This is a genomic window from Haloarcula rara (assembly GCF_029338235.1).
GTDB lineage: Archaea > Halobacteriota > Halobacteria > Halobacteriales > Haloarculaceae > Haloarcula > Haloarcula rara.
The window spans coordinates 627,795-654,403 of sequence record NZ_CP119785.1 but is presented as its reverse complement, the minus strand read 5'-3'; the positions used below and the strand labels follow the sequence as shown (position 1 = coordinate 654,403).

Annotated in this window: 30 protein-coding genes; 14 read left to right on the top strand and 16 right to left on the bottom strand. The window is 66.9% G+C overall.

Translation table 11 applies throughout. From position 1 onward, the window contains the following. Window positions 1–39: 39 nt before the first annotated feature. The 3 genes from P1K32_RS03445 to P1K32_RS03440 form a co-directional block, all read right to left on the bottom strand. Window positions 40–1,125 carry an ArsA family ATPase gene (locus P1K32_RS03445; protein WP_276251323.1) on the bottom strand — a complete coding sequence of 362 codons (1,086 nt, stop codon included), beginning with the start codon at window positions 1,123–1,125 and terminating at the stop codon, window positions 40–42. Between the two features lie 104 nt (window positions 1,126–1,229). Then, window positions 1,230–1,391, bottom strand: a complete 162-nt coding sequence (locus P1K32_RS17755) for a DUF7563 family protein (RefSeq protein WP_262176004.1) — start codon at window positions 1,389–1,391, stop codon at window positions 1,230–1,232. Between the two features lie 90 nt (window positions 1,392–1,481). Continuing rightward, window positions 1,482–3,923 (bottom strand): ATP-dependent DNA helicase, encoded by a 2,442-nt coding sequence (locus tag P1K32_RS03440; RefSeq protein ID WP_276251322.1) that lies wholly within the window; start codon window positions 3,921–3,923, stop codon window positions 1,482–1,484. 99 nt (window positions 3,924–4,022) lie between these two features. On the opposite strand from P1K32_RS03440, the gene P1K32_RS03435 reads away from it, so the two are divergent. After that, on the top strand, window positions 4,023–6,011 hold the full coding sequence (locus P1K32_RS03435; protein WP_276251321.1) for an NHL repeat-containing protein: 1,989 nt from the start codon (window positions 4,023–4,025) through the stop codon (window positions 6,009–6,011). A 1-nt stretch (window position 6,012) separates the two neighbouring features. Here the strand turns inward: P1K32_RS03435 and P1K32_RS03430 are convergent, their stop codons facing one another. After that, window positions 6,013–7,341, bottom strand: coding sequence for a hemolysin family protein (locus tag P1K32_RS03430; RefSeq protein WP_276251320.1), 1,329 nt, complete (start codon window positions 7,339–7,341; stop codon window positions 6,013–6,015). A 120-nt stretch (window positions 7,342–7,461) separates the two neighbouring features. Between P1K32_RS03430 and P1K32_RS03425 the strand changes: the two genes are divergently transcribed. The 3 genes from P1K32_RS03425 to P1K32_RS03415 all read left to right on the top strand — a co-directional run bounded on the left by P1K32_RS03425 (window position 7,462) and on the right by P1K32_RS03415 (window position 8,489). Then, window positions 7,462–7,767, top strand: coding sequence for a DUF5789 family protein (locus tag P1K32_RS03425; protein WP_276251319.1), 306 nt, complete (start codon window positions 7,462–7,464; stop codon window positions 7,765–7,767). A 102-nt stretch (window positions 7,768–7,869) separates the two neighbouring features. After that, a complete protein-coding gene (locus tag P1K32_RS03420; RefSeq protein WP_276251318.1) occupies window positions 7,870–8,100 on the top strand; it encodes an antitoxin VapB family protein in 231 nt (76 codons plus the stop codon). Further along, window positions 8,097–8,489, top strand: a complete 393-nt coding sequence (locus P1K32_RS03415) for a type II toxin-antitoxin system VapC family toxin (protein ID WP_276251317.1) — start codon at window positions 8,097–8,099, stop codon at window positions 8,487–8,489. The genes P1K32_RS03420 and P1K32_RS03415 overlap by 4 nt, the downstream gene beginning before the upstream one ends. Window positions 8,490–8,507: 18 nt before the next feature. Here P1K32_RS03415 and mct read toward each other — a convergent pair whose 3' ends face one another. Next, the gene (mct, locus tag P1K32_RS03410; RefSeq protein WP_276251316.1) at window positions 8,508–9,698 is read right to left on the bottom strand and encodes a succinyl-CoA:mesaconate CoA-transferase; all 1,191 of its coding nucleotides are present in this window, start codon (window positions 9,696–9,698) and stop codon (window positions 8,508–8,510) included. 122 nt (window positions 9,699–9,820) lie between these two features. Between mct and glmS the strand changes: the two genes are divergently transcribed. From glmS to citE, 5 genes are read left to right on the top strand one after another with little or no spacing between them, the layout of a single operon-like run. After that, entirely contained in the window at window positions 9,821–10,261 is a 441-nt protein-coding gene (gene glmS / locus P1K32_RS03405; RefSeq protein ID WP_276251315.1) for a methylaspartate mutase subunit S, read from the top strand. 2 nt (window positions 10,262–10,263) lie between these two features. Next, window positions 10,264–11,718: a methylaspartate mutase subunit E gene (locus tag P1K32_RS03400; protein ID WP_276251314.1), complete on the top strand. Its 1,455-nt coding sequence runs from the start codon at window positions 10,264–10,266 to the stop codon at window positions 11,716–11,718. After that, entirely contained in the window at window positions 11,708–13,030 is a 1,323-nt protein-coding gene (locus P1K32_RS03395) for a methylaspartate ammonia-lyase (protein ID WP_276251313.1), read from the top strand. Before P1K32_RS03400 ends, P1K32_RS03395 begins: the two co-directional genes overlap by 11 nt. After that, the gene (gene mch / locus P1K32_RS03390) at window positions 13,023–14,114 is read left to right on the top strand and encodes a 2-methylfumaryl-CoA hydratase (RefSeq protein ID WP_276251312.1); all 1,092 of its coding nucleotides are present in this window, start codon (window positions 13,023–13,025) and stop codon (window positions 14,112–14,114) included. The genes P1K32_RS03395 and mch overlap by 8 nt, the downstream gene beginning before the upstream one ends. Continuing rightward, window positions 14,111–15,151 carry an L-malyl-CoA/beta-methylmalyl-CoA lyase gene (citE, locus tag P1K32_RS03385; RefSeq protein WP_276251311.1) on the top strand — a complete coding sequence of 347 codons (1,041 nt, stop codon included), beginning with the start codon at window positions 14,111–14,113 and terminating at the stop codon, window positions 15,149–15,151. The genes mch and citE overlap by 4 nt, the downstream gene beginning before the upstream one ends. Window positions 15,152–15,181: 30 nt before the next feature. Here the strand turns inward: citE and P1K32_RS03380 are convergent, their stop codons facing one another. Then, window positions 15,182–15,631 carry a DUF2062 domain-containing protein gene (locus P1K32_RS03380; protein ID WP_276251310.1) on the bottom strand — a complete coding sequence of 150 codons (450 nt, stop codon included), beginning with the start codon at window positions 15,629–15,631 and terminating at the stop codon, window positions 15,182–15,184. Between the two features lie 91 nt (window positions 15,632–15,722). On the opposite strand from P1K32_RS03380, the gene P1K32_RS03375 reads away from it, so the two are divergent. Then, complete coding sequence (locus tag P1K32_RS03375; protein WP_276251309.1) at window positions 15,723–16,196, top strand: hypothetical protein; 474 nt, start codon at window positions 15,723–15,725, stop codon at window positions 16,194–16,196. A 37-nt stretch (window positions 16,197–16,233) separates the two neighbouring features. Here the strand turns inward: P1K32_RS03375 and P1K32_RS03370 are convergent, their stop codons facing one another. The 3 genes from P1K32_RS03370 to P1K32_RS03360 all read right to left on the bottom strand — a co-directional run bounded on the left by P1K32_RS03370 (window position 16,234) and on the right by P1K32_RS03360 (window position 18,515). Further along, on the bottom strand, window positions 16,234–17,352 hold the full coding sequence (locus P1K32_RS03370; RefSeq protein WP_276251308.1) for a pyridoxal phosphate-dependent aminotransferase: 1,119 nt from the start codon (window positions 17,350–17,352) through the stop codon (window positions 16,234–16,236). Window positions 17,353–17,393: 41 nt separating this feature from the next. Then, window positions 17,394–17,537, bottom strand: a complete 144-nt coding sequence (locus P1K32_RS03365; protein ID WP_220586841.1) for a hypothetical protein — start codon at window positions 17,535–17,537, stop codon at window positions 17,394–17,396. Between the two features lie 135 nt (window positions 17,538–17,672). Next, entirely contained in the window at window positions 17,673–18,515 is an 843-nt protein-coding gene (locus P1K32_RS03360) for a mechanosensitive ion channel family protein (protein WP_276251307.1), read from the bottom strand. Window positions 18,516–18,693: 178 nt separating this feature from the next. Between P1K32_RS03360 and P1K32_RS03355 the strand changes: the two genes are divergently transcribed. Together P1K32_RS03355 and P1K32_RS03350 are read left to right on the top strand one after the other, a co-directional pair. Then, on the top strand, window positions 18,694–19,200 hold the full coding sequence (locus tag P1K32_RS03355; RefSeq protein WP_276251306.1) for a CinA family protein: 507 nt from the start codon (window positions 18,694–18,696) through the stop codon (window positions 19,198–19,200). Between the two features lie 37 nt (window positions 19,201–19,237). Then, window positions 19,238–19,744: a metal-dependent hydrolase gene (locus P1K32_RS03350; RefSeq protein WP_276251305.1), complete on the top strand. Its 507-nt coding sequence runs from the start codon at window positions 19,238–19,240 to the stop codon at window positions 19,742–19,744. Here P1K32_RS03350 and P1K32_RS03345 read toward each other — a convergent pair. Beyond that, a complete protein-coding gene (locus P1K32_RS03345) occupies window positions 19,741–20,502 on the bottom strand; it encodes a PHP domain-containing protein (protein WP_276251304.1) in 762 nt (253 codons plus the stop codon). The two genes, P1K32_RS03350 and P1K32_RS03345, sit on opposite strands and share 4 nt — an antisense overlap. A gap of 101 nt (window positions 20,503–20,603) precedes the next feature. Here P1K32_RS03345 and P1K32_RS03340 point away from each other — a divergent pair, with 101 nt between their 5' ends. Further along, the gene (locus P1K32_RS03340; RefSeq protein WP_220586846.1) at window positions 20,604–20,894 is read left to right on the top strand and encodes a DUF7565 family protein; all 291 of its coding nucleotides are present in this window, start codon (window positions 20,604–20,606) and stop codon (window positions 20,892–20,894) included. Here the strand turns inward: P1K32_RS03340 and P1K32_RS03335 are convergent. The 5 genes from P1K32_RS03335 to P1K32_RS03315 form a co-directional block, all read right to left on the bottom strand. Continuing rightward, window positions 20,891–21,550, bottom strand: a complete 660-nt coding sequence (locus P1K32_RS03335; RefSeq protein WP_276251303.1) for a prolipoprotein diacylglyceryl transferase — start codon at window positions 21,548–21,550, stop codon at window positions 20,891–20,893. The genes P1K32_RS03340 and P1K32_RS03335 overlap by 4 nt on opposite strands. Further along, window positions 21,547–22,395, bottom strand: coding sequence for an ABC transporter permease subunit (locus P1K32_RS03330; protein ID WP_276251302.1), 849 nt, complete (start codon window positions 22,393–22,395; stop codon window positions 21,547–21,549). The genes P1K32_RS03335 and P1K32_RS03330 overlap by 4 nt, the downstream gene beginning before the upstream one ends. Then, window positions 22,392–23,327, bottom strand: a complete 936-nt coding sequence (locus tag P1K32_RS03325) for an ABC transporter ATP-binding protein (RefSeq protein WP_276251301.1) — start codon at window positions 23,325–23,327, stop codon at window positions 22,392–22,394. Before P1K32_RS03325 ends, P1K32_RS03330 begins: the two co-directional genes overlap by 4 nt. Before the next feature lie 161 nt (window positions 23,328–23,488). Continuing rightward, window positions 23,489–23,926 carry a transcription elongation factor Spt5 gene (locus P1K32_RS03320; RefSeq protein ID WP_276251300.1) on the bottom strand — a complete coding sequence of 146 codons (438 nt, stop codon included), beginning with the start codon at window positions 23,924–23,926 and terminating at the stop codon, window positions 23,489–23,491. A gap of 4 nt (window positions 23,927–23,930) precedes the next feature. Next, window positions 23,931–24,110, bottom strand: coding sequence for a protein translocase SEC61 complex subunit gamma (locus P1K32_RS03315; RefSeq protein WP_220586850.1), 180 nt, complete (start codon window positions 24,108–24,110; stop codon window positions 23,931–23,933). 309 nt (window positions 24,111–24,419) lie between these two features. Between P1K32_RS03315 and P1K32_RS03310 the strand changes: the two genes are divergently transcribed. Beyond that, window positions 24,420–25,292, top strand: coding sequence for a helix-hairpin-helix domain-containing protein (locus P1K32_RS03310; RefSeq protein ID WP_276251299.1), 873 nt, complete (start codon window positions 24,420–24,422; stop codon window positions 25,290–25,292). Window positions 25,293–25,420: 128 nt separating this feature from the next. Here P1K32_RS03310 and ftsZ read toward each other — a convergent pair whose 3' ends face one another. After that, a complete protein-coding gene (gene ftsZ, locus P1K32_RS03305) occupies window positions 25,421–26,587 on the bottom strand; it encodes a cell division protein FtsZ (RefSeq protein ID WP_276251298.1) in 1,167 nt (388 codons plus the stop codon). Window positions 26,588–26,609: the final 22 nt, after the last annotated feature.

The following is a 26,609-nucleotide window of genomic DNA, read 5'->3' as shown; positions in this document are numbered from 1 at the left end:
CTGTCAGTCCAGACAGGCCGCGACCGGCGGGTGGGACTGTCAGTCCAGACAGGCCGCGACCACCGACAGCAGCCGTTCGCCGTGGACCTCGTCAGCAAAGAGGGGGACCCGCTTGACCTCGTGGCCCCGGAAGAGGTCCTGTGCCGCCGCGATGGCGTCCTGCTGGACCTCCCAGCGGCGGGCACAGAACTCGCAGTGGTCGACGTTCGGGCCGGGGATGTCGACCTCGCGGCCCAGCACCTCGCTGGGGTCTTGCATCACCCGGTTGACGACGATAGTGCTGACCGGAATCTCGAAGTCGGTGAGCTGGGCGAGCAGCCGCTCGGACTCCATCACCGACAGCGTCTCGGGCACCATCACGATGCGGAAGTCGGTCCGGGTGGGGTCTCGCAGGATAGCCCGCAGGCGCTCGATGCGCTCTGAGAGCTCCTCTAAGTCCTGGATGCCGGCCTCGGTGTCGACGTCGTCGTCGCCCCCGAACAGCCCCTTCATCGAGTCCATCATGCCCGAAAAGCGCTCGCGGAGCTTCAGAATCGTCCCGACCATCGAGTCCATCGTCTCGGGGAGTTCAAGCAGTCGGAGGGTGTGACCGGTCGGCGCCGTGTCGATGACCACGCGGTCGAACCGGTCGTCGTCCGTGTAGTCAAGCAGGAGCCGCATCGCCGCCGCTTCGTCCGCGCCGGGCATCGAACCGCCCAGCAGCCCGTCTTCGCCGCCGATGGGATTGTCGCTCTCTCCGCCCATCGGACCGCTGGCGTCGCCGCCCATCGGACCGCCAGCGTCGAGCATCCCACCGAGACCGCCGAGCGCGTCGTCTTCCATCCCCAGGGGCCCCTCGCCCATCGCGGCCTCCGGGTCGATTTCGGCGGCGTAGAGCGGGATGTCCTCGCGGATGCGTGTCGGCTCGGCGGGGATATCGGTCTCCAGCGTATCAGACAGCGAGTGGGCCGGGTCCGTCGAGACGACCAGCGTCGCCGTATCGTCCCGAGCCGACGCCAGTGCGGTGGCTGCGGCACACGTGGTCTTTCCCACCCCGCCTTTCCCACCGTACAGCACGTATTCGGGCGCGTCGACGCCGGTCGGTGCGTCGATGTCGTCGACTGCCTCGACGTCCAGATTGCTCATACCCCAGGCTACGGTTCCGGCCTTGAGTAGTTCCCGGAAAAGGGCGCGACAGTGACCCATCGCTGTCGCGCGAGGCTCCGCGCGCCCGGTGGCGCGAGCGAACGCTACTGTCTCGAAGAACGTGCTTCGCGGACCTCGGCGCCGTCACGGAGTTTGTCCTCGCAGTTCGGGCAGACTCTCGGTCCATGTGCTTCGGAGGCTTCCGGTGTAAACACCCGCACGTACTGCTCAGTTACGAATTCGCCGCAGTTCTGACACTCGGGCATCCCTTGTAACACTCTAATAATGATGTATATGCTTTTTGTTTACGGCCAACGAGGGGAGTTACAAACCGCGTTCAGGCGACCAACTGCCCGCTAACCGTGGTTTCGCCAGAACGACTCCAGCTGGGGGGCGAGAAAGTCGGGTGTCATTCGCGTGAACTCTTCGCGCTCGCCCTCGGGGAGAAAGTCGTAGACTGAGTGGCGGCCGTCGGGGGTGTAGCGCCGGCCGACGAAGGCCCGGACGCCCACCTCGTCGGCCCCGCGGATGACCCGGCCGATGGCCTGGCGCGCCCGCCGCACCGCGGGGACCGTCAGGGCGTACTCGAAGGCGTTGTCATCGCCGAACGTGTCGCCGTAGGCCCGCTGGACCGCCCGTATTCGTGGCGAGCCGATGTTGACGAGCGGGACGCCGACGACGCCACAGGTCGACAGCTTCGCGCCGTCGTAGTCGACGCCCTCCGTGAGCGTGCCCCGGGTCGACGTGACCAGCACCTTGCCCTCGCCCGCGAAGAAAGACTGCTTGGTCCGGTCGGTCGCCTCGTTGCTGGAGGACTCATCGACCAGGACCGGCTTCTCGACGGCCTCCTGCAGGTAGGCGCCGGCCCACTTCGCCTCGCGGTAGTTGGGCATCGCAATCATCACGTTGCCCGGCGACCGCGCCAGCGCCCGCAAGGCCTGCGCGTACTCGTCGCGGGTCGGATTCCAGTTCTCCCCCAGCGGTTTCATCTCCGCGGGGTTCCCGCGATTGCGCGCCGTGAACGGGCGGGCGTCGACGAGGTAGGAGGCGCGGTTTGCCGGTGGGAACGGGAGGTCGTAGGTCACCGAGCGCACAGGCCTGTTCGGCGAGTCGTCGTCTTCGTCGTCGAGGGCCTGCTCGGCCAGTCCGTCGAGCCCGGCCACCTTGGTGAACACGTCTAGCGGTTCGAGCGTCGCGCTCATCACCACGCCGCCGCCGAGTTCGTCGAAGACGTCCCGCAGCGCCAGCGCGGGCATACAGTTGTAACAGAGCAGCCCCGGGGTGTAGACGGCCTCGTAGTCGGCGTCGGTGGCCCGACGCCCGTCGGGCGAGTGTTCCAGCTCGATTTCGCGCAGGAACGTCGAGTGGTCTCGCTCCCACCAGTGCCCACAGATGGCGCCGACGGCGGCACAGACCGGCTGGCGGGTCAACCCGAGCTGGTCGATGGCGTCCTCGACGGCGGCGCCGACCTGGCCGAGCGAGCGCCACAATCCGCCGTCGTACCCCTTCTCCTCGGCCCACTCGGTCAGCTCGTCTTGCTCGACGGTGTCGGGGTCCCTGAGCGGGATTTCGCGGTCGTGTTCGGGGAGCGTCGAGGGGTCCGCGCGCCACCCCTCGTGTTCGCTGTCCAGGAACGACTCGACGCGGTCGTCGACCCAGCGTTCGAGGTCGGCGTAGAACTTGCGGGCCCGGTCGACCGCTTCGAGGGGGACCTCCCGGACCGACAGCACCTCGCGGACCTGTTCCTTGTGGTCGGCGGTCTGCTGGGCGCGCTGGACCAGCAGGTCGCAGTCGTTGCGCGCCTGGGTGATGGTCTGCTTGCCCAGCCGGTCCGACAGCAGGTCCCGGACCCGCTCCTCCAGGCGGTGGGCCTCGTCGACGACGACGAACGTCTTGTCGTCGAGAATCGCAGACAGCAGCGGCCGGGAGTTCGGGTCGAAGAGGTGGTTGTAGTTGCCGACGACCACGTCGGCTTCCTCCAGCATGACGCTCATCACCCGGTGGGGGCAGGTCCCCCGTTCGACGGCCGCCGGCAGGTAGTCGTCGATGGTGACGACGTTGTTCGGACCTGCCGAAAAATCCACGGGCGAGCCCTTGTTCCGGGCGTACCAGTCGGCCTCGAACGGGCAATAGAGGGGTTCGTCGCCCTCGGCCATCGACTCGGGGGCGGTGGGCTGGCTCGGCCGGTACGGCGAGGCCGCGCCCGCTGTGGCGAGCGTGTCCTCGCCCAGCGTCGTCTGTGAGACGGCGTCGGGACGAGCCGCCGCGGCGAGCTTGCTGCCCAGCTGTGGGTCCCACCACTGCTCGTCCTCGTCGACCTCGTTTGCGATGGCCGTGTCCGCGACGGCCGCTCCGTCACCGCGCCCGTCGTCCTCGACGAGTCTCGCCGTGGCTTCCCGCAGGTCCTCACAGCGGTCGTGGGTGCTCGCGTCGTCGGGGAACTTCCCCTCGCGTCCGTACGGGCAGAGGTCCCGCTTGCCGACCAGCGAGATGCCGTCGAAGGGCTCTTCGATGCCGGCGTTGAGCGTCCGCAGGTCGTCGACGAACTGCTGGAGCTGCTGTTTGACCGGCGTGACGACGACGATACGGTCGTAGAGGTCGGTGTCCCGGACGAGGTGGGCGCCGGCGGTCAGGGCGGCCATGGTCTTGCCGGTGCCACAGGGGCCTTCCATCGCGAGAAAGCCGCGGGACTTCCCGGTCTCGATGACTCGTTCGACGGCGTCGGCCTGGTTAACGTATGGCTCCTCGAACCCGAAGTACGTGCGCCACGCCTCGCTCTCTGGAGCCGATTCCCGCATTGTGCCGGGGTTGGGCGTCCCCGTATTTGAACCGCCGGGTTCGAGTACCGTTCCTGTAACCAGCACCGTTAATACAACTGTTCTACATTTTGGGACAAGATGCCATCCCGACATCAGGCAACCTACGGACGGGGTGCTCCGGACCGCACGCCGCCGTTCCCGAAGCCGGCCGAAGGCATCGGACTCTCCACCCCGGTCGGCGTCGTGCAGGACCCCACCGGGCGGGTCTGGGTCGCCGACGCCGGCAACAACCGCTTGCTCGTCTTCGACCGGAATCTGGAGCGGGTGCTCGGCCAGATCGGGTCGTTCGGGACCGAACCCGGGGAGTTCGACCTCCCATTCCGGCTGGCTCACCACCCGAGCGAGCCCCGGCTGTTCGTCACCGACCTGGGCAACGGCCGCGTCCAGGAACTGGCCTACGGCGAGCCCGACGACGGTGGCGTTCCGGTGAGCGTCGAGCAGACCTTCGGGCCCGCGACAGACGACTTTCACCCCAACGGCATCGCACTCGCCGAGGACGGCGACGGACTGACCGTCTTCGTCGCCGACGAGTTCTACCACGAGGACCCCGACGACACCCGGAGCCGCATCGTCGTCTTCGACGGTGAGGGCCGCCAGACCGGCGCCTTCCGCGCCGTCTCCCGGGAGTACGACGACCCAATCGGGCTCTACTGGCCACAGGGACTGAACACGGACCCCGACGGGAACCTCCTCGTCGCCAACACCGGTTACGGCCAGCAAGCGAGCGACCACGGTCGGCCGCCCTACTACGCGAACGTGGTCCGCTGTGACCGCGAGGGTCGCGGGGTCCCGTTCGCGGCCACTGGGACCCCAGTTCTGGACGACCAGTTCGCCATCCCCAGGGCCGTGAGTTATCTGCCCGACGAGGACCGAATCGTCGTTCCGGACATCGGCGGGGGCCACCTCTATGCGTACTCGCTGGACGGCGACCGGCGCGGGGAAGTGCCGTCGGTCATCGCGCCCGATGTCGAACACCGTCGGTTCGGTGCCCCGATGGCCGTCACCGGGTACGAGCCCGCCCCGGACGCCGACCCGACCGGTGCAACCCGCGGGCGGGTGCTGGTCACGGAGGCACTCGACCACGCCGTCTCGGCCTATCGGCTCCGCTTTGTCGCCGAGCGAAAGACACAGCTGGCGACGGTCGACGGCTGTCGGCGCGAGCCGGGGCAGTTTGACTACGCCTCGGGATCGGCGGTTCAGCGAGCAGGTGACCCGATTCTGTGGGTCGGCGACGGCGGCAACGAGCGGGCCCAGCACACCGGCCCGGGGCTGGAAGCGCCGGTCTCGCCGGCCGACCTCACGGCGAATCGGTTCCCGGCGACGCTTTCGACGTGGCACCCCGGCGAGGAGACGTATCTCTTCGCCGCCGACTACACCGCCGACGCCGACGCGTTCGACGACGACCGCCAGCTCCACTGCTACCGGCTGGATGGGCGCGACCCGGAACACGTCACGAGCTTCGGCGGCTGGGGCTACTTCGGCGGTGACGTCCGCCTGCCCCGCGGGATGGCCGTCGAACCGCTCGATAGCGACCGCTGCCGACTCCACGTCGCGGACTCGCTCAACGGCCGAATCGCCTCGTGGGTCTTCGACCGCCGAACCGAGGCCGTCGCGGACCACGCTACTCGGGGCAGCTTCGGCCACGACGCCGGCGAGTTCTGGCTCCCCTCCGACGTGGCGGTCGGCCCCGAGGCCACCTACGTCGCCGACCGCAGCAATGACCGCCTCCAGTACGACGCCGGCGACGGCTGGCAGATCGTGGGGGCCGCGGGCTACGGCGACGACAGCGGGCGATTCCTCCTCCCCACGAGTCTGGCACTGGCCGACGGCTACCTGTTCGTGGTGGACCTCGTGAACCGCGCCATCAAAGTATTCGAGACGCTACCAGAGGGCGGGATTCCCGACCAACCAGTGGATTCGTTTGGCACCTTCGGCGGGCAGACCGCCGGCGGCGACCTCTGGTTCCCGGCGATGGTCTCGGCCGTCCCAGACGACGACGGGGTGACCGTGCTGTTGCCCGACAGCGTGCTGAACGTCGTCTATCGGTACGAGTGGACGGCGCCCTGAATTACTCCTCTGGTGACTCCACGGCCTCGGGTAGCGCCACCCGGACCTCCAGGACGCGGTTGTTCTCGGCCGTCTCGACGGTGAGGCTGACCCCGTCGTGGGCCACGGTCTCGCCCTCGTCGACGAGGCGTCCGGTCCGGCTCATCAGGAAGCCGGCGACGGACTCGAACTCCTCGCCCTCCGGGAACTCGGTCCCCAGCGCCTCGTTGGCCTCGTGGACGTTGAGCTCACCGCGAACGAGTGCAGTGTGGTCGTCGAGCCATCGAATCGGCGGGGCCTCCGTCGCGGTGAGCACCTCGCCGATTATCTCCTCGACGATGTCCTCGATGGTCACGACCCCCGACGTCGTGCCGAACTCGTCGACCACGATCGCCATCCGCCGTCGCTCCGCGCGCAGCTCCGTCAGCAGGTCGTCGACCTCTTTCGTCTCCGGGACGACGACCGGCTCGCGCGTGACGGAGTCGAGGGAGTCGCCCCGGTGCTGTGCTTCGAGCAGGTCGCGGATGTGGACCACGCCGACGACGTTGTCCAGCACTGCTTCGTACACCGGGAGCTGGGTGAACCCGCTGTCGAGACAGGTCTCTATCGCCGTCTCGAGGTCCGCGTCGGCCTCGACGCCGACCACGTCGAGTCGGGGGACCATGGTCTCCTTGACGATGCGGTTCCGGAATCGGAGCAGCCGCTGGAGCATCTGGTGTTCCGACTCGGTGAACACGCCCGCGCGCTGGCCGGCCTCGATGACCTCCCGGACCTCCGCTCTCGTGACGTACGCGCTCTCTAAGTCCCCCTCGCTCCCGGTGAGCCTGTTGACCAGGCTGGTGAGCGTGTCGAACACCGCCACGAGCGGATACAGCCCCCGCTGGACGAGCCGGAGCGGCCGGGCGATACGGAGCGCCCACGGTTCGCTGTGTTCGACGGCGTAGGATTTCGGCGCAGTCTCGCCAAACAGCAACACCAGCGACGTGACGCCGAACGTGGCGACGAGGACGGACTCGCCCGGGGTGAAGTAGAAACCCAGCAGCCCCGTCGTGATGGCCGACATCCCGATGTTGGCGATGTTGTTCCCGACCAGTATCGTCACGAGCAGCCGGCGCGGGTCCTCTTTCAGCAGGGAGAGGGTCGTGGCGCCGGGCGTCCCGTCTTCGACGAGTGAGGCGATGCGGTGGTCCGCAAGCGAGAATATGGCGATTTCGGCGGAGGCGAAAAAGGCCGAAAACAGGATGAGGACCACAACTGCCAGCGTTCCCAGAACCGTAATCGTTCCCTGCGATGGGTCGACCAACCCGGCGAGCTGTCCCACAGGTATCGACGACGAGAGCGAGGAGTACATACTGAGTGAAAGGCCCAACTGTGGGGTAAAATCACGGGTCTCGGCGGCTCGTTTCAGCTGGCCGGCCAGGAATAGTCATTTCAGCTATATGTTTATGTAGCTAGAGAACCACCCTTCGCTATGAAGATAGACGAGTTACAGGCGTTTCTCGAAGACGAACTCTCGTACTCGGTGTCCCACGACGCTGTCCTCAGCCAGGTCGGGTCGGCCGAACTCGAGGCCCCCGACGCGGACGAGACGGAGACTATCTCGAACATCATCGACGCCGTCGGGCAGGAGTCGTACGACTCGGCCGAGGAACTGTTCGCGACCGTCCTCGGGAACGTCAACGACGACTACATCGGACGCAAGTTCTACGACGACCGCGGTGGCAATCCGATCGACGAGCTGACCAACCGACGGGACGAGACGGAAATATCATTTTAATCACCTGAGGGCGGTCAGTCCGCCCTCGCTCGTCGAAATGCCTGTCGAGCAGTGGGCAGACTGGCACGAACCTATATAAATGTACACAGGGTACTGTGTACTATGGGCACGAAAACAATATCGCTAGACGAGGAGGCCTACGAGCGCTTGCGGGCGCACAAGCGCGAGGGCGAGAGCTTCAGTGCCGTCGTCAAACGGCTGGCCGGCGAGCGGTCCTGGCAGGAAGTCAGCGGCGTCTGGGCCGGCGAGGTCGACGGGCTCGAAGCGGCGGTCGAAGACGGTCGCGAACGCAGTCGGGAGCGCCGGGCCCGTTTCGACGACGCACTGGAATGATTCAGGATACCAGCTTTCTCATCGATATCTTCAACGGCGACGAGGATGCAACCGACGTTCTGGAACTCATCGAGCGCGAGAATCGACCCGAAAAGGTCGCTGCCATCACGTCACTCGAACTGTACGAGGGAATCGGCCGCTCGGAGAAACCGGCCGAGGAAAAGCGGCAGGTTCTGGGCGTTCTCGAGTCCAAACACGTGATTCCCGCTGACCACGGTATCATGAAACATGCCGGCGAGTTGAGTGCGAGCCTCATCACTGCGGGCGAGCGTATCGACAGAGAGGACTGCATCATCGCCGCGACGGCAATCCAGGAGAACGAGCCTGTGCTCACTCGGAACGCGGCTCATTTCGACCGTGTTCCCAATCTCGACGTCGAGAGCTACTGACGGGCCATCCTGGCGAGACTAATCGTCGCTCTCGGCGACCTCGCGGCCGCTCTCTGCGTTCTCCTCACCCAGCAGTTCCTCGCGATGCTCGTCCAGCAGGGGCGCCCGACCACGCGGTTCGGGCATCGTCTCGGTCATCTTGATTGGACTCCCCGCAATCGTCATCGGCTCGTCGGCGCCGGGCTGGGTCACGTCGGTGAGCATCTCGCGGTCCCGGACGTGGGGGTCCGCGAAGATGTCGGCGGTGGTCTGGACCGGTGCGGCGGGCACCCGGCCGTCCAGCAGGTCCAGAATCGTCTCGGCGTCGTGCTCACGGGTCCAGTCCGCAATCTCTGACCGGAGTGACTGCCGATTGGCCAGCCGGCTGGCGGCGTCCGGATAGTCGGCCGCCAGGTCGGGCCGGTCCATCGCCTCACACAGGGTCGCCCAGTGGCCGTCCGAGAATGCCGCAATCACGACGTAGCCGTCGCCGGCCTCGAAGGCGTCGTAGGGAAAGAGTGTGGGGTGGGAGTTGCCCTGTCGCGTGGGCGAGACCCCGTCACAGGCGTACTGGTAGACGGCGCGTTCGGCCAGCGAGACCATGCAGTCGTACATCGCGGTGTCGACGTACTGGCCCGCACCGGTGCGCTCGCGGTGGTGGACCGCGGCCAGAATCCCGACGGCGTTGAGCGCCGCGGTGAAGATATCGCCGACGCCCGGGCCCACTTTGGTCGGCGGCCCGTCTTCCTGGCCGGTTATCTCCATGACCCCACCCAGCGCCTGCGCGATAAGGTCGAAGGAGGGCTGGCCCTGGCGTTCGGTTTCGCCCGTGCGCGGGTCCCCAAAGCCCCGGATGGAGGAGTAGACGAGCTGTGGGTTTCGCTCTCGAAGCGTCTCGTAGCCCAGGTCGAACCCCTCCATCGTGCCGGCCTTGAAGTTCTCGACGACGACGTCGGCCCGTTCGACCAGCGAGAGGAACGCCTCGCGGTCGCTATCAGTCCGGAGGTCGAGCTCCAGCGAGCGCTTGCCGCGGTTCACACTCTGAAAGTAGCCGCCGTAGGCCTCCGACTCGGCGTCGTCGACGTACGGCGGGTTCGACCGGATGAGGTCGCCGCCGGGGCGCTCGACTTTTACCACGTCCGCGCCCATGTCCGCGAGCAACATCGTACAGTACGGCCCGGCCAGCACCTGTGTGAGGTCGAGCACCCGCAGGTCGGCAAGCGCACTCATGAGGAGACCGAGAGACGGCGATGTCATAAATCTTGGTGATAAATCATTATAAATTCCTTTAGGACGTATTATCATGAAAGACCATTAAGTTTATAGTCGCGGCCGGACCACCACAGAAGCACATGCCCCGTACCGTCATCCTCGGCGTGATAGGCTCCGACGCACACGTCGTCGGTATCACGATTCTCGAGCAGGCGCTGTCGGCCGCAGGCTTCGACGTCGTCAACCTCGGCGTCCAGACCTCACAGGCCGACTTCGTCAGCGCCGCCAAATCCCGCGACGCCGAGGCGGTACTGGTATCCTCCCTGTACGGGCACGCCCGGCAGGACTGCGAGGGGTTCCACGACCGGCTCGCGGAGGCCGGCATCGACGTGCCCACCTACGTCGGCGGGAACCTCGCCGTGGGGCAGGACGACTTCGAGAGCACGCGCGAGCAGTTCCGCGAGATGGGCTTCGACCGGGTCTTCGACGCCGAGACCGACCCGGAGGAGGCCATCGCCGCCCTGCGCCGTGACCTCAAGATAACGACCACAGAGGGCGAACAGGTCAGGGTCGACGGCTGACCATGCCCCGCGACACAAAGGTGCCCGCCGACGAGCTACAGCGGGCCGCAAACGAGCTGCGCGACGACTGGCACACCGGCCGGGCCGTCGACTTCGAGGAGGCTGTCGCCTTCCACGAGTCGCTGCCGAAATCCAAGCGGTTCGCGCCGGTGCTGGAGTCGGCCGACGCGCCCCTCTTGCAGCCGCGTGCCGGCGTCCCCTGTCTGGAAGCCCAGATAGACCTGCTGCGGTATCTCCAGGAGGAAGGCGGCGCCGACCTGCTGCCGACGACCATCGATTCGTACACGCGGGACAACCAGTACGAGAAAGCGGAGGAGGGGCTCGCGGCCTCCAGAAACAGCGACAGCGACGAGCTCAACGGCTTTCCCGCCGTGAACCACGGCGTCGAGGACTGCCGGCGGCTCGTCCGGGCGCTCGACGCGCCCATCGAGGTGCGCCACGGCACGCCCGACGCGCGCCTGCTGGCGATGGTCACCCTCGCCGGTGGCTTCCAGTCCTTCGAGGGCGGCCCCATCTCGTATAACATCCCCTACACCAAACGGCACGACCTCGCGACGACCATCGAGCACTGGCAGTTCGTCGACCGGCTCTGTGGCGCCTACACCGAGCGTGGCGTCACTATCAACCGCGAGCCCTTCGGCCCGCTGACCGGCACGCTCGTGCCCCCCTGCATCGCTATCGCGGTGATGCTCATCGAGGGCCAGCTCGCGGCCACGCAGGGCGTGCGCTCGGTGACGCTCGGCTACGGCCAGGTCGGCAACCTCGTCCAGGACGTGGCCGCCCTCCGCGCCCTGCGGAAACTGGGCGAGGAGTACCTCCCCGACCCCGTCACTGTCACCACCGTCTTCCACGAGTGGATGGGCGGGTTCCCGCCCGACGAGGCCCGCGCCAACGGCGTCATCAGCCTCGGCGGCGCGACGGCGGCGGTCGCGAAGCCGGACAAGGTCATCACGAAGTCCGCCCAGGAGTTCCAGGGCGTCCCCACGAAGGAGGCCAACGCCGCCGGCCTGCGCACCACGAGACAGCTTATCGATATGATGATAGAGCAAGACATCGACCTCGGCGGTATCGACGACGAACAGCGGCTCATCGAGCGGGCCACGCGGGCCCTCATCGAGGCCATCGAACGGGCCGGCGACGGCGACGTGGCCCGGGGCGTTGTCGCCGCCTTCGACAGCGGCGAGATGGACGTCCCCTTTGCTCCCTCGGACGCGGCGGCGGGCGCGGTCCTGCCCGCCCGCGATGACGACGGCCGCGTGCGCATCTTCAACTTCGCCGACCTCGCCCTGCCCGACGATATCAAGGAGATACACAAAGCCAAGCTGGGCGAACGCGCCCAGACCGAGGGCCGGGACCAGTCGTTCCGGATGGTCGCCGACGACGTCGACGCCATCAGCGACGGGAAGCTGATTGGGCGGCCCACCGGTCACCGGGGAGGTGCCAGCGATGCGGATTGAATCGGTCCGGGCGATTCCCGGCCTCTCGGGCTTTTTCTTCGACGACCAGCGGGCCATCAAAGCGGGCGCCACCCAGCGCGGGTTCGCCTACGACAGCCCGCCACAGACGGCGGGCTTCGACCGTGTCCGCGAGGCCGGCGAGTCGCTCATCGTCGAACTCGAACTCGCCGACGGGAGCGTGGTCACCGGTGACTGCGCCGCGGTGCAGTACTCCGGGACCGGCGGCCGGGACCCGCTCTTTCGGGCCAGCGAGTACCGGCCCGTCGTGGAGGGCGTCGTCGCCGACGCGCTCCGGGGCCGGGACGCGACGCTGTTCCGGGACAACGCCGAGACCCTGGAAGCCATCGCCCCCCAGCGCTCCGGCGGCGACCGCCTGCACACGGCGGTCCGCTACGGCGTCTCCCAGGCGCTGCTGAACGCCGCGGCCCGCGCTCGCGGCTGCACTCCCACCGACGTACTCGCGGCGGCCTACGACACGGACCCCGCAACCACGCCGGTGCCGGTGTTCGGCCAGTCCGGCGACGAGCGCTGGACCAACGCCGAGAAGATGCTGCTGAAAGGCGTTCCGGTGCTTCCCCACGGTCTGTTCAACAGCGTCGAGAAGGTCGGCCGCGAGGGCGAGGCGTTACGCGAGTATCTCTCCGGGCTCTCCGAGCTGGCCGACGCGCTCGGTTCCGAGGGGTATGCCCCCCGGTTCCACGTCGACGTATACGGCATCCTCGGCGAGCTATTCGGGCCGCCCTACGACCGGCGCGAGGTGACCGAGTACTTCCAGTCGCTCCGGGACGCGGCCGCACCGTACCCGCTCCAGGTCGAGGGCCCGATGGACGCCGGGAGCCGCGAGGCCCAGATAGCACAGATGGCCGAACTCCGCGAGGGACTGCACTCGGCTGGCGTCGCCGTCGACATCGTCGCCGACGAGTGGTGCAACACCTTCGAGGACGTGCGGGCGTTCGTCGACGCCGGCGCCGCCGACCTGGTCCAGATAAAGACGCCGGACCTGGGCGGCATCCAGCGGTCCGCCGAAGCGGTGCTCTACTGCGACGGAACCGATACACGCGCCTATCTCGGGGGCACCTGCAACGAGACGGTCACCTCCGCGCGGGCCTGTGCCCACGTGGCCCTGGCGACCGACGCCGCGCAGGTGCTCGCCAAGCCCGGAATGGGCTTCGACGAGGGGTTCATGGTGGTGACTAACGAGATGCGGCGGACGCTCGCTCGCTCGAGCGGCGCCGTTCCGGGACGGCCCTCCACCGACCGGCCGGGCGGGGACGGCGAGGCCCGGTCCACGGGAGGTGCCGGCGATGACTGACTGGTCGGCGCCCGACGCCATCGACTGCTCGGACGAGTCCCTCTTCCAGAGCTTACTCGACCGCGTCGAGACCCGCGAGAAGGGCCACTACTTCGAGTTCTTCGACGAGGGCGACGAGATACACCACGACCCCGGGCTGCGGCTCAGCCAGCACGGCAACGAGGAGTGGATGGGACAGACGCTGAACCACGACCCGGGCTACTGGCGGCCAGACGACGCCCGCGAACGCGGGTTCGCGGAGCCGCCGGCCCACCCCGACTACCTGCTCGCCTGCGTGATGGGCAGCACCGTCGAGGACCTCTCGGAGAAGGGCGGCTACTTCCTCGGGCGCACCGACGTCGAGTTCCACCGGACCGCGTACCCGGGAACCGAACTGGACGTGACCTCCACGGTCGTCGACACCCGAACGTCCTCCTCGCGGCCCAACTACGGCATCGTGACGTGGGAGTCGGTGGGCCGGGACCACGAGACCGGTGAGGCCCTGGTCTCCTACGAGCGGACGAACATGATTCCGCGGCGTGAGCCGGTGGCATCTGATGGCAGTGGCGCAGTCGCGGACGACAGCTCCCCCGCCGACGCTGCCAGCCCCGACCTCCCGTCGACGCTCGTCACACCGGAGGGGGGAACCTTCGAGGACTTCCGCGTGGCCCTGGAGCGGGCCCGCGAGAACGGCGCCGCCGTCGCCTACCGCCACGAACGCGGCCGGACGATGGACGAGCGACTCGTCGCCGGCCTCCCGCTTTCGACGCTGAACACCGCTCGCCAGCACCACAACCGCGACGTGATGACTGACTCGCCGTCGGGCGACATCGTCGCCTACGGGGACGTGACCCGCTCTATCGCACTGGCCCACGCCCGGTCGGACGAGGCGACCTACCGCGAACGCCGCTTCGAGAGCGAGCGGTTCCACGACTTCGTCACGCTCGGTGACACCGTCTACGGGTTCACCCGCGTGCTCGGCTGCGACGGCGAGGCGGGCCCGGACCGCGCCGGCGCCGTGACCTTCGAACACGTCGCCTTCACCCAGCACAGCACCCCGGTCTACAGCGGCCGGCGAACCGCTCTCATCCAGCGACCCCAATGACACGACTCTGCCGAACCTTCCAGACAGCACCCGCCGCGGTCCCCCGCGAGAACAGCGCGAAGTTCTTAGACTCCGGTCTCACGAGCGAGGGCTTTTCGACCCCCGACTGGCTCGTCCCCGATATCGAGGACGGGACCGCCCCGTCGATGAAAGCCGAGGCGGTCGACAACATCGTGGACCGGCTTCCCGACCACGCTCCCGATTTCGCGGGCGAGATACTCCCCCGCGTGGAGTGGGCCTACGACGACGCCGAGTTCCGCGAGCGCGGCACCGAACAGGTCTCCCGACTCGCGGGCGAGGTGGGCGCCCACCTCGACGGTATCGTCTTCCCGAAGGTCGGACGGGTCGAGGACGTGCGCGAGGCCGCCGGGGTGCTCTCCGAGGCCGAGCGCGCGGCCGGCCTCGACGACGGCGCGCTGGATATGGCCATCATCCTCGAAACCGCGCCCGCCCGCTCGGACCTGCGGGAAATCTGTGCGTTCGCGGCCGACTCCCGGCTCGCCGGACTGGTCTTCGGGCCGGTCGATTACACGGCGGAACTGGGCGGGCGCGCGCTCGGCGGCGAGCGCCCGCGCTGGGACGGCCTGCTCGAAGCGCTGTCGAACGAGACCAGCGCCGCGGGCGTCGTCTCTCTCGGTGGCCCCTTCGACCAGCTCTTCTGTGAGCGGGCCGGCGTCACCTACTACAACGCCGAGGGGTACGCAGACCAGGTCGAACACGAAGCCACCATCGGTATCGACGGCTCGTGGTCGCTCCACCCCAAACAGACCGCCCAGGCCAACCGCATCCACATGCCCAGTACCGACGAGCTGGACCGGGACCTCACGAAGATAGAGGCGTTCAACGACGCCAAACGCGAAGGCACCGGCGCCGTCGTCGTTGAGGGGCAGATGGTCGACGAGGCCACCTACAAGAACTTCGCCAACACCGTCCTGCAGGTGCGGGCCATCGACGAGGCCCACCCTGCACAGACGAGCGAGTTCTACGACGCCGACCTGCTGGCGCGGGCGCTGGAGGTCGAGCTGGTGTTCAACTGAGCCGGCGGCAGTCGGCGCTGGCTTTCCCCGTCAGGCCATTCGCGCACGGAAGTCGACGACCAGTCGCAGTGCGAGGGCGTAGCCGACTGTGGCGAACACCGCCGCCAGGACGAGGTTCCCGACCCAGAGGCGGACCAGTACGTCCGGCCCGGCCGAGAGGGTGACGCCGTCGAACGTGAACCCCGGAACGGGGCCGAGCAGTCGCTGCCCGAGCCAGTAGCTGGTCGCGTAGACGCCCCACTTCACCGGGGGGTTGAGCACCAGCACCGACGCGAACAGGGCGATTTTGCTCAGCTGTTTGAACACGGTCGCGAGCAAGACGAACAGGAGCAGTCCGGTACCCAGTGTCGGGAGCGCGGTGATGAACAGACCGACGCTGAAACTGGCCGCCACCTGTCGCGGCGAGTGGTCCTCGAGGAACGCGGACTCGAGTCGCTCACGGACTCGCGCCGCGGTTCGACGGCTCCGCCGTCTAATCATCAGTTATCTACAGGGTGGGTCGGGCTATGAACACTTCGGCGGCCCAGTCGACGGCATACGTAAGTGCCAGCAGTGTCAACTAAATAACTGTATGGACGAACTAGAACTCGGACAGGCGACAATCGTCTACGAGGACCCCGACGAGGGCGTCATCGAGGAGACCGTCGACAACGAGGAGATCGTGTACGCCCGCGACCACTGGATGGTCCGCACCGGCACCGACGAGAACGGCAACGACCTGATGAAACAGATACCGACAGGGCGGGTTCACCGGGTCGACCGCACCGTCGAGCAGTTCGAGGACCAGGCCGGGACCGTCCGCCGGCGGGTCGAATCGCTCGCGAGCGACCTCCGCGAGCGGATTCCCGTCGACGTCGGCAACGGTGGCCGCCGTGAGACGATGCAACCGGAACCCGGCCAGGAAGAGGAGGCCCGCACGATTCCGGTCGACGACGGTGGTGGGCAAAGCGACACGAGTCGAACGCCGTCGGAACACGGTTCAGACAGCGGTACGCACGAAACCGGGGACCACGACAGCGACGAGTTCGACAGCACGGAGCGGTAGCGACACCGATAGCCGGCGAGTAGCTCGCCGGTGTCGGCTACCCGAAGTACTCGACCAGCCGCTCGGCCGCCGTCTCGACCCGTGGGGTCGTCAGTGAGAACCGCAGCCAGTCGGCACGGGCCTCGCCGAAGGCCGCGCCGGGCATCCCCGCGACACCGGCGTCGTCGACGAGCCGCTCGGCGTTCTCGAACGTTCCCGGGAACTCCGGGAACCGGGCCAGCACGTAGAACCCGCCGTCGGGACGGGTGTAGGCTGCGCCCGTCGCGTCGAGGGCGGTACAGAACGTCTCGATACGGGCCCGGAGCCGCTCCCGGGCGGCCTGGTAGTACGTCTGTCCGGTGGTGGCCATCGCCCGCTCGACGGCGTACTGTGCCGGCCGCGAGCCGCTGACGTTCGTCAGCATATGCCGGGTCGTCGCCCGGTCGACGAGCTCCCCGGTCGGGCCATCCGTCGGCGGGAAGACGGCGTAGCCCACCCGAAAGCCGGTGACGGCCATCGACTTCGAGAAGGCGTTCGTGGCGACGACGTTCGGCGAGTCGATATCGAGCGCGGAGGCGAACCGCCCGGAGTAATCGAACTGGTCGTACACCTCGTCGGAGACCAGCAGCGCGTCGTTGTCCTCGGCGACGGCGGCAAAGGCCGCCATCGCGTCGCCGTCGTACACCGCGCCGGTGGGGTTGTTGGGCGAGTTGACCACGACGACCGCCGTCTCCGAACTCGCTGCCGCCCGCACCGCGTCGGGGTCGAGCCGGCCATCGTCGGCGACTGGGACGAACGTCGTCTCGGCGTCGAGGACGTTCGCCCGGCCGGCGTAGTAGGGATAGACCGGGTCGGCCAGCAGTATCTCCTCGCCGTCGAACTTCTCGAGGCCGCCGGTCATCGCGAGGTGGTTGGCCTCTCCCGCGCCGTTCGTGACGACGATTCGGTCCGTATCGACGCCGTGGCGGGCGGCGATTCGCTCACGCAGCCCCCGAAGGCCCCGGCTCGGGGCGTACTGAAAGTCCGCTGGGTCGCCGTCGGCGTACTCGTGCAGGCCTGCCCGGACCCCTGCCGGCGGGTCCCAGTCAGGGCTGCCCGAGACCATATCGACCACGTCTCGGTCGGCGCGGGCGGCGTACTGCATGACCCGGTAGAACTGCGGGGTCTCGTAATCCATACCGGGTCTGGGCGGGCCGACGGTCTTTGCTCTTCGGTGTGCTACTGTCGGATGTACAGTGTCACCAGCCCGACCACGAGGAGGAGTATCCCCCAGAACAGGTCCGTCCCCGGCAGAAAGCCGAGCAGGAGTGTGACGATACCCGAGGAGACGAGTGACCAGCCGACTGTCGTCTGGTAGGCCATATGGTATGTTTGTCGCCGAGACGGAAAGCTCTCGGGACAGTGTGTCGGTGTGGCGTCGCGCAAAAAATGGCGTAAATCAGGCGGTTCGCGGGGTCGTTCCGCCCCGCTTACGTGGGCCGAGGGAGCTCCCCCTCGTTAGTCGTCCGCGACGGCGCTGGCTTCGGTCTGTTGGACGTCCAGCGAGCCGACGACTTCGGTGTGCGGGTACGGGAACCCGATGCCAGCATCGTCGAAGCGGTCCATAACCGTCTCAGTGAACTTGTGCTTGACACCGCCGGCACCAGTCTCCCGTGGGTTAATCCACATACGGGCGTTGAAGACGATGGCGGAGTCATCGAGAGTGGTAAGCGGCGCGGCCGGTTCCGGGTCCTCAAGCACACCGTCGATGGCGGCCGCCTCTTCGAGGAGTATCTCTCGCGCCTTGTCCACGTCGGTGCCGTAGTCGACACCGATGTCGACCGTGACACGGCGGGTCTCGTGAGCCTGCGTGTTCTTCACGACGGCGTTGGCGAGCTCGCCGTTGGGCACCGTGAGCTGCTCGTTGTCCCACGTGTCGAGCTTCGAGACGCGGAGATTGATCTCGCGAACGATACCGCCGTTACCGTTCCACTCGATGTAGTCGCCGACCTCGAAGGGTTTGTCCTTGAGGATGAAGATACCGGCGACGAAGTTCTCGATGATATCGCCTGCGGCGAAGGCCACACCGAGCGCGAGCGCACCGGTGATGGTCGCGAAGGCCGCCAGAATCGTCGGGAAGCCCGCGACGTACGCACCGATTGCGACCGCGCCAAACAGCGCGATTGCCCCGGCGATGCTCGCCCCGAGGCTGACCACGGCGGGGGAGAAATCCCGCTGGTTGAGTGCCTTTCGCGTCGCCTCGGTCAGGAATTTCTTCCCGACGATGTACAGGACGGCGAACGCGATGACGAAGGTGAGCAACGAGAGGACGAAGCTCCCGATACCACCGATGATGTCCATTACCACCGATACGATGAACTGGCCTGGATTGTCCAGTGCTGGTGTTTCCAACTGTAGTAGTGTCGATGTCACATCCGGTATATTACCACCCAGCTACTTACCAGTATGGAGTCATGACTCGGGGACCCTCACTCGACAGGGCTGAACGCTTATTCGTGAATGGGGCCAAGGAGACTGTATGACCGACGACGACCCCATCGAACAACGCGTCGGCGCGGCGTTGCACGAGCGCGACGAGACCCTCGCGCTCGCGGAGTCCTGTACCGGCGGGCTGGTCGGTTCGCTCGTGACCGACGTCTCGGGCTCCTCGACCTACTTCGACCGCTCGCTGGTGACCTACTCCTACGGGGCCAAACAGGACCTCCTGGCTGTCTCTCGGGAGGCACTCGACGACCACGGTGCGGTCTCCGAGCCGGTCGCGGCCGAGATGGCCCGCGGCGTCAGAGACACCGCTGGCACGGACTGGGGCGTGGCGACGACTGGTGTAGCCGGGCCGACCGGCGGGAGTCCGGAGACCCCTGTCGGGACGGTGTTCATCGCCGTCGCCCGCGCGGCTCCCTGGGAGACGGGCGAGTCGGGCTGTACCGTCGCCCAGTACGAGTTCGACGGCTCACGAACTGAAGTAAAGGCCAAAATCGCCCGGCGAGCACTCGCCGACCTGCTGGAGACGATTCGGTCCCAGTAGCAAGACCTTTCGGTCGGCCAGTCGTCGAGACGCCTGGATGAACAAGCGTGGGCACGTTCTGAACGCGGTCCTGTTGAGTATCGGGCTGGGCTACGTCCTCGACCCGTCTGGGGACGTCTCGACGTTCGCGACGATCGCCGAGGTGTTTCTCCCGGTGGTGCTTGGCGCCCTGTTCCCTGACGTGGACACTGCCTTTGGCAAACACCGCAAGACGCTCCACAACCTACCGGTGTTGCTCATCTTCCTGGCCCATCCGGTGTACCACGGCGGCAACCTCCAGTGGGTCTGGCTCGGTGTCCTGACCCACTACGTGCTCGACATGGTCGGCTCCCGGCGGGGTATCGCGCTGTTTTACCCAGTGCTGGACACGGAGTACGGGTTGCCGACCGGCGTGACGACCTCCTCCGAGCACGCCGAGGTCGTCACCGTGGCTATCACGATACTCGAACTCGCAGCCGTCGGCGCGTTAGTCCACGTCCTTCCCCAGTATCTTCCCCCGGCGGCAACGGACCTGCTGGCAAACGCCGTCGGGTCGGTCGCCTAGTACACTTTCACGTCGTCGAACTTGCCGCTGTAGGCCACGTGGTCCGGATGTGTCGGCGCGGTGCCCTGCAGCATGACGCGGTCGAACTTCTCCCAGCTGTTCTCGTAGCCCAGATGGGCGAACTCCAGTCCGCGACGCAGCGTGTGAAGGGGCCCGTCACGGTGGTTCACCTGTCGCGGCGTGCCATCCCGTAGGGCCGCCGTCAGCGCCGACTCGTCGGCGACCGGCTCGTCGAAGGCCACCCACGCCTCCCCGATGGTCCCCGGCAAGTGGGCGTACGACGAGGCGAACGTCGACAGCCCCGTCGCCCCCGCGAACCGCTTCGCTCGGCTGGTGTGGTGTGGCAGGTACTTGGGGTTGTACACCTCGATGGCGTCGATGGTCTCCCGGTAGGTCCGTAGCTCCTCCAGGCCGAGACTCACCGAGAGAAAGCCCGGATGGGGGACCAGCACTGCCGCGTCCTGTCGCCGCAGTTCCGCCATCGTCCCGTCGAGGGTGAGAAAGTCCGGCACCTGCTCGTCCAGGCCGATGGCAAGCACGTGGCGCCGACGCTGCCAGGTTCCGGTGAACAGTTCCCGACCGGGATAGACCGTCAGCTCCTCGTCGGAGAACGCCCGTGCTCTGGCCCGGATGTCCGGCAGTCGGGTGAAGTGGGGCGCGTACACCAGCGCGTCGAGACCCCGCGCCTTCGCTCGCTGTACGACCTGCTCGTCGAGTACCTTCACGTGCAGGTCGACTGTGAACCCCTCGCTCGTCACGGCAGAGGCTACCCTTGTCGCCCCATTAGGGGTTTCTATTCGCGGAAGTGTCGGTCCGCCGTGGCGAACGCTTTTATTATCGGGGTGCCTGCCTCTCTCCAATGCCACGCTGGGAGTGTGCCATCGAGGGCGACGACAGCCAGTTCGACCGCGTCGAGGAGCTCATCGTCCACCAGTCGACCGACCACGACCGCATCACTTGCAAGGTCTGTGGGACGGTCGTCCCGGACGGCTACTTCGCTATCAAACACGCGTTCGACGAGCACTCCCGTGCCGAGTACGTCCGGGCCTACGACGCCTCCGCCGCGGAGGTACGGCGCCGCGAGAACATCAAGGAGTCCATTGAGTCCGAAGCGGACATGAACGAAGTCATCGAGCGGCTGGAAGGCTAGGGCCGCGAGCGGAGGTAGCCGCCGACGCCGATAGCGACCGTCCCGAGCAGCACCGACCCCAGCCGGAGGAGGTTCCCCGAGTCCGTCACCGGGGGCGTCCGCTGCCCGACGGTCACCAGGTCGTACTTCGCGACAACCTGTCGGCGCTGTTCGAGCTGTCGCTCGCTCTCTGTCGCCGTCTCGTTCTGGTTCGCCGTCTCGCGGCCGCCCACCGGGTCCTCAGGGGGCGGTCGCTCCCGGTCGATACGCTCGACCGGCTCGTCGGCCGGCGGGAGGTCCGCGTCGTCGGGCCGCTCGATGACGACGCTAGTCAGCCGCTGGCGCTCCTCGAACTCCGCCCGACCGCTCGCGTCACCGAGGTCGTCCCCCCCGTCGTACGGGAACTCGGATGCGCCCTGGCCGACGGGTACCGTGTACGCCCCGTCCGGGGAGCGAAGCGCGTCCACGTATATCTCCTTGCCCCGCTCCGAGAGGTTCTCGTACTCGATGACGGTGTACCCCTCGGCCCGCAGTTCCGGACCGTCGGCCATCGTGCCGGCACGCGTCTCGTGATAGAGCACCTGCTGGACCGGGAAGAGCGCCGGCCCCAACAAGGCGGTGACACCCAGGACCAGCAACACCGTGCCGGCGGTGTCGGCCAGCTCCTCGCCGTTCACAGGTCTGCCCCCTCGAACCGCCAGTAACCGATGGCGAGTGGTACCGCCAGCCAGGCGGCAAACACCAGCAGCGACATCTCGTCGCCGAGATACCCCGGCGGGGTGTAGCTCTCCGCGGGTCGCTGGAGTACCTCCTGTTCGAGATCGCTCGGGACGACCATATTCATAGCCTTCCGATAGGCGATGAGCGGACTGGTGAACAGCACGGCGTTGTAGAGGTCGAAGTTCGGCTCGAACCCGAGCAGGGTCTGGTGGACGAACCGGACCAGCAACGCGACGTTGACCCCGGGAATCACGTACAGCAAGACGAGGACGAAGTACGACCCGACCGCGGCGGCGATGGCCCGGCTCCGCTCCGCGACGGTCGCCGACAGCGCCACGGCGATGGCGACGAACACCGACGTGTACAGCAGCGAGACGGCGAACATCCCGCCGACGACGCCGACCGGGAGGGCGCCGTTGCGGGCGACCGCCATCACGGTCGCCGTGGCGAACATGAACACGAGCCCCGCGGTGACCACGCCCAGTCGGCTCGCCAGCTTCCCGAGGAACACGTCCCGGCGGCTGTTGGGGAGCCCGAGCAGGAACTTCACGCCACCGCTCTCGCGCTCGCCGGCGATCGCCATATAGCTCGCCACCAGCGCGACGATGGGCAGGAGAAGTCCGAACATGCCGCCCATGGTCCTGAACAGCTGTATCACCGTCTCCTCGGGGCCGAGTCGATATCCCGAGAACCCGAACGCGATGAGCGCGGTCAGCAACGCAAGCAGCGTCGCCACGGCCCACAGCGCCCGGGACCGCCGCGCCGCGGTGAAGTCCTTGCGGGTGATATCGCGCAGGCTCACTGGCGGACCTCCTCGACCGGCCGGGCGTCGTCGCGGCCGCCGCCGGTCAGGTCGTTGAACAGCGCCTCGAGCGAGACGGTCTCGGAGCGGATGTCCTCGACGGTCGCGCGCTCGGCGACGTGGGTGACCACGTCGACCTTCGCGGCCGGGTCGGTGCAGTCGACCACCAGCGTTCGCTCGTCGACCCTCGACGCCGCGACGCCGTCGAGCGCGTCCACGCCCAGCCCCGCCGGCGTCGACGCGCAGTCGAGTCGGAGCGTGGCGTGCCCGCCCGCACTCTCGCGCAGCCCCTCGATGCTGTCGACGGCGACCAGTTCGCCCTCGTTCATCACGCCGACCCGGTCGCTGACCGCCTCGACCTCCGAGAGGATGTGACTGGAGAAGAAGACGGTCGTCCCCTGGTCGGCCCGCTCACGGACGACCTCTCGTAGCTGCTGGATGCCGTTGGGGTCCAGTCCAGTCGAGGGCTCGTCCAGAATCAGCAGGTCCGGGTCGTCCACTAGCGCGATGGCGAAGGCCAGACGCTGTTGCATTCCCTTGGAGTAGTCGCCGGCAAGCCGGTCGCCGTCATCACCGAGTCCCACCAGGTCCAGCAGTTCGTCGTCGTCGTCGTCGGCCCGTTTCGTCCGAATCGCCCAGGACAGGTACTCCCGGCCCGTCAGCGGGTCGTCGAAGCCGTACCCTTCCGGGAGGACGCCGACCCGCTCGCGTATCTCCTCCGGGTTCGTCTGTGCGTCCCGCCCGAGCACCTCGACGCTGCCCGCTGTCGGGCGGATGAAATCCAGCAGCAGGTTGATGGTCGTCGACTTCCCGGCACCGTTGGGCCCGAGGAAGCCAAACACCTCCCCCTCCTCGATGGTGAGGTCGAGGTCGTCGACGGCGACCACGTCGCCGAAGCGCTTCGTCAACCCGTCCGTTCGGATAGCTACCATCTTGTAACTGAACCGTCACCACACTGTGGTGTAAAACCTCTCGACGCTTCGACTGGATTTTGACCGATAGCTCGGGGACAGCGTTGCACAATCAAGTCTGTCTCGGAAGACAGGACGTGTTACACGTCCGGAGATCGAGACGCGACTCCGTCGCCGGACAGTTACCGCTCTTCGCTGTCCAGCACGCGAATCTGGTCACCACGCACGGTGACCGGAATCGGAACCGTCGCCTCGTAAAGCTCGACGGTGACCTGGTCCTTGCCCTCGTCGATGCGCTGGACCTGGGCCTTCTCGCCCTTGAACGGGCCGGCGATGAGTTCGACGATGTCGCCTTCCGCGATGCCCTCCACGTCGGGTTTCGGCGAGAGGAAGTGCTCGACTTCCGCCATCGAGGACTCCCCCTGCACGACGCCGTTGGCGTGGGGAATCTCATCGAGGATGCGCTCGAAGACGGAGTGGTCGTCGGCCTCGACCATCACGTAGCTCGTCAGCGAGTCGGGCGCCAGCGCCGCGTGGATGTCCGGTTCCTCGCGGTTGATAATCATGTCCGCGACGGTCCGCTCCTGGCTCGCCGTGGTCTTGACTGCGTAGATTCCCATCGGATTACACCGGCTTGCTGCCCGGGACGAACGTCATCAGGGCGAAGATGATGAAGCCGATGAGTCCAACGAGGAGGATGCCGGCACCGGCAATCTTTGCAATCTGGGAGAACTCCTCCCAGTCGGGCGTACTCGCCAGTTTGAGCACGCGAACGTAGGAGGTGAGGTCGTACGGAACGTTCATATCGGGGCTTACCGCCCGGTGGCTTTTCTATATTGTGGTCGCCGGCGCCCCCCTCGTGGGAGACAGCAGTCGGGTCCCGCGCCGGGAGGAGAGCCTGCGTCTGGCGGTCCAGCGACGGCTCTAATTTCCGAAATGCTAGAAAATACCATACAGATATGCAACCTCGCGGCATCTGTGCCGGAATAAATACCTGAATGTGTTTTGCAAGCTCGCCGCTTATCCGTTTGAGCCCCCTCCGTTCAGACGCGAAATCAGGCGCTGGCCCCGTCATCTTCACCGGGACCGCGGCGCCCAACACCAGAGATACCCATGAGTGACATCACTACTCCGTTCGATGCAGTCGTCGAGATGCAACGCGAATCAATCAAGCAGAGCCAGGACCTCTTCCAGCGGGGCCTCGAGCTCCAGCAGAACGCCTTCGAGGCGTTCATGTACAACGGCATCAGCGCCCAGCGGTCCACTCAGCGCCAGACCGTTGACCTCCTTCAGGGGCTGTTCAACGCCCAACTCGACGCAGTCGAGTCCTCGCTTGACGACGACGAGTTCCGGGCGACGCTCGACCGGCAGTTCCAGCAGAACGCTGAGATGACCCAGGAGCTCATGAACGCGAGCTTCGAGCAGGGCGCCGAACTGACCCAGGAGCTGTTCAACGGCCAGCTCGACGCCGTCGAGTCGTCGCTGGACGACGACGAGTTCCGTGACGCGCTCAACAGTCAGTTCGACGACTTCGAACGGACCCAGCAGCGCGCCTGGAACAGGTTCGAGTCGGAGTTCGGCCAGACCTTCGACGAGCTGAGCGAGCGCCAGCAGGACCTCGTCGCCGAGACGCTCGAAAACGCGCTCGCGACACAGCGTGAGGCCCAGGCGGACACCGCCGAGCCGGTCCGCGCGTCCGAAGCCGCCCCAATGGATATCACAGAAGAGGCGGAAGCCGTCGCCGAGACCACGGCGGAGCAGCTATCCAAGGACGTCCGGACGACCGAGGACGGAGCCCAGTCCGGCGACGCGAGACTCGAAGACATCGAAGGGCTCGGTCGGACGGCGGCCGACCAGCTCCGTGGCAACGGCATCCAGTCCGTCGGCGCCCTGGCCGAGGCCGACACGGCGACGGTCGCCGATGCGGCGGAGGTCTCCGAGGACCACGCCCACGAGTGGGTCACGAGCGCGCAAGTGAAGGCGTAATCTCCGCACTGGCCCGCTGAATTCTCGCTGACCTGAACGGCGAGAAGAGCGACGCACTCGGAACTTGTTTCGAGACGGAATTCCTGTTGGAGTCACACAGAACTGATTCGGAACAGACTGCCCCTCGTTCAGTCGACGTAGTCGATGTCTTCGCTGGCCTGCTGGGCGGCCCGTTCCTGCTTGGCTTCGCTCTGGCCGTATATCTGTGGGCTCTCGACGCCGGTGACGACGATCATCGTCTCCATCTTCCCCTCGAACTCGTTGTTGACCGACGCGCCCCAGATGATGCGAGCGTCTGGGTCGATGCGGTCGTATATCTCCTCGACGACGCCCTCAGCCTCTTCGATGCTCATGTCGGGACCGCCGACGACGTTGACCAGCGCCGAGTTGGCGCCGTCGAACTCCACGTCCAGCAGCGGCGAGCGCAGCGCCGAGCGGATGGAGTCCTGGGCTTTGTTCTCGCTGTCGCTTTCCCCGAGGCCGATCATCGCGACGCCGCCGTTCTCCATGATAGTGCGAACGTCGGCGAAGTCCACGTTGACCAGCCCGGGCTTCGTAATCAGCTCCGTCATCCCCTTGACCGAGCGCATCAGCACGCGGTCACAGATCTTGAACGCGTCCTGCAGGGGCATGCTTGGCGCGTAGTCCAGCAGGCGGTCGTTCGGGACGACGATGACGGTGTCAGAGACCGAGCGCAGGCGTTCGAGCCCCGCGTCGGCGTTGGCGCGGCGGCGCTCGCCCTCCGCGGTAAAGGGAATCGTCACGATAGAAATCGTCAGCGCGCCCTCCTCCTGGGCGGCCTGGGCGACGACCGGGGCCGACCCAGTCCCCGTGCCACCGCCCAGCCCGGCAGTGACGAACACCATGTCCGACCCCGCGATGGACTGCTGGATGTCCTCGATGTCTTCCTGGGCGGCTTCCTCGCCGATTTTCGGGACCGAGCCGGCACCGCGACCACCGGTGCGCTTGCGCCCCATCAGAATCTTCGTGTCGGCTTCGACCTCGTCGGCGAGGTGCTGGGCGTCAGTGTTGGCTGCGACCAGCTTCGCGCCGTGGATTCCCTCTTCCATCATTCGAGTGACAGTGTTGCCGCCGGCGCCGCCACAGCCGACCACCGTGATCTTGGTCTCGAGGTCCTTGACGACGCTCGCGAGCTCGTCGTCTGTCATCGTCCCCGACGTCGATACGTCTTCTCGGTCCGGGGTCGGTTCGTGCTGGCTGTTGGCTTCGGGGTCGGCGCCCTCCTTGGGCTCCCCTTCGGCCTCGTCGATTGCGTCGTCGATAATCGAGTCCATATTTAAATCCCCGTTGCAGACG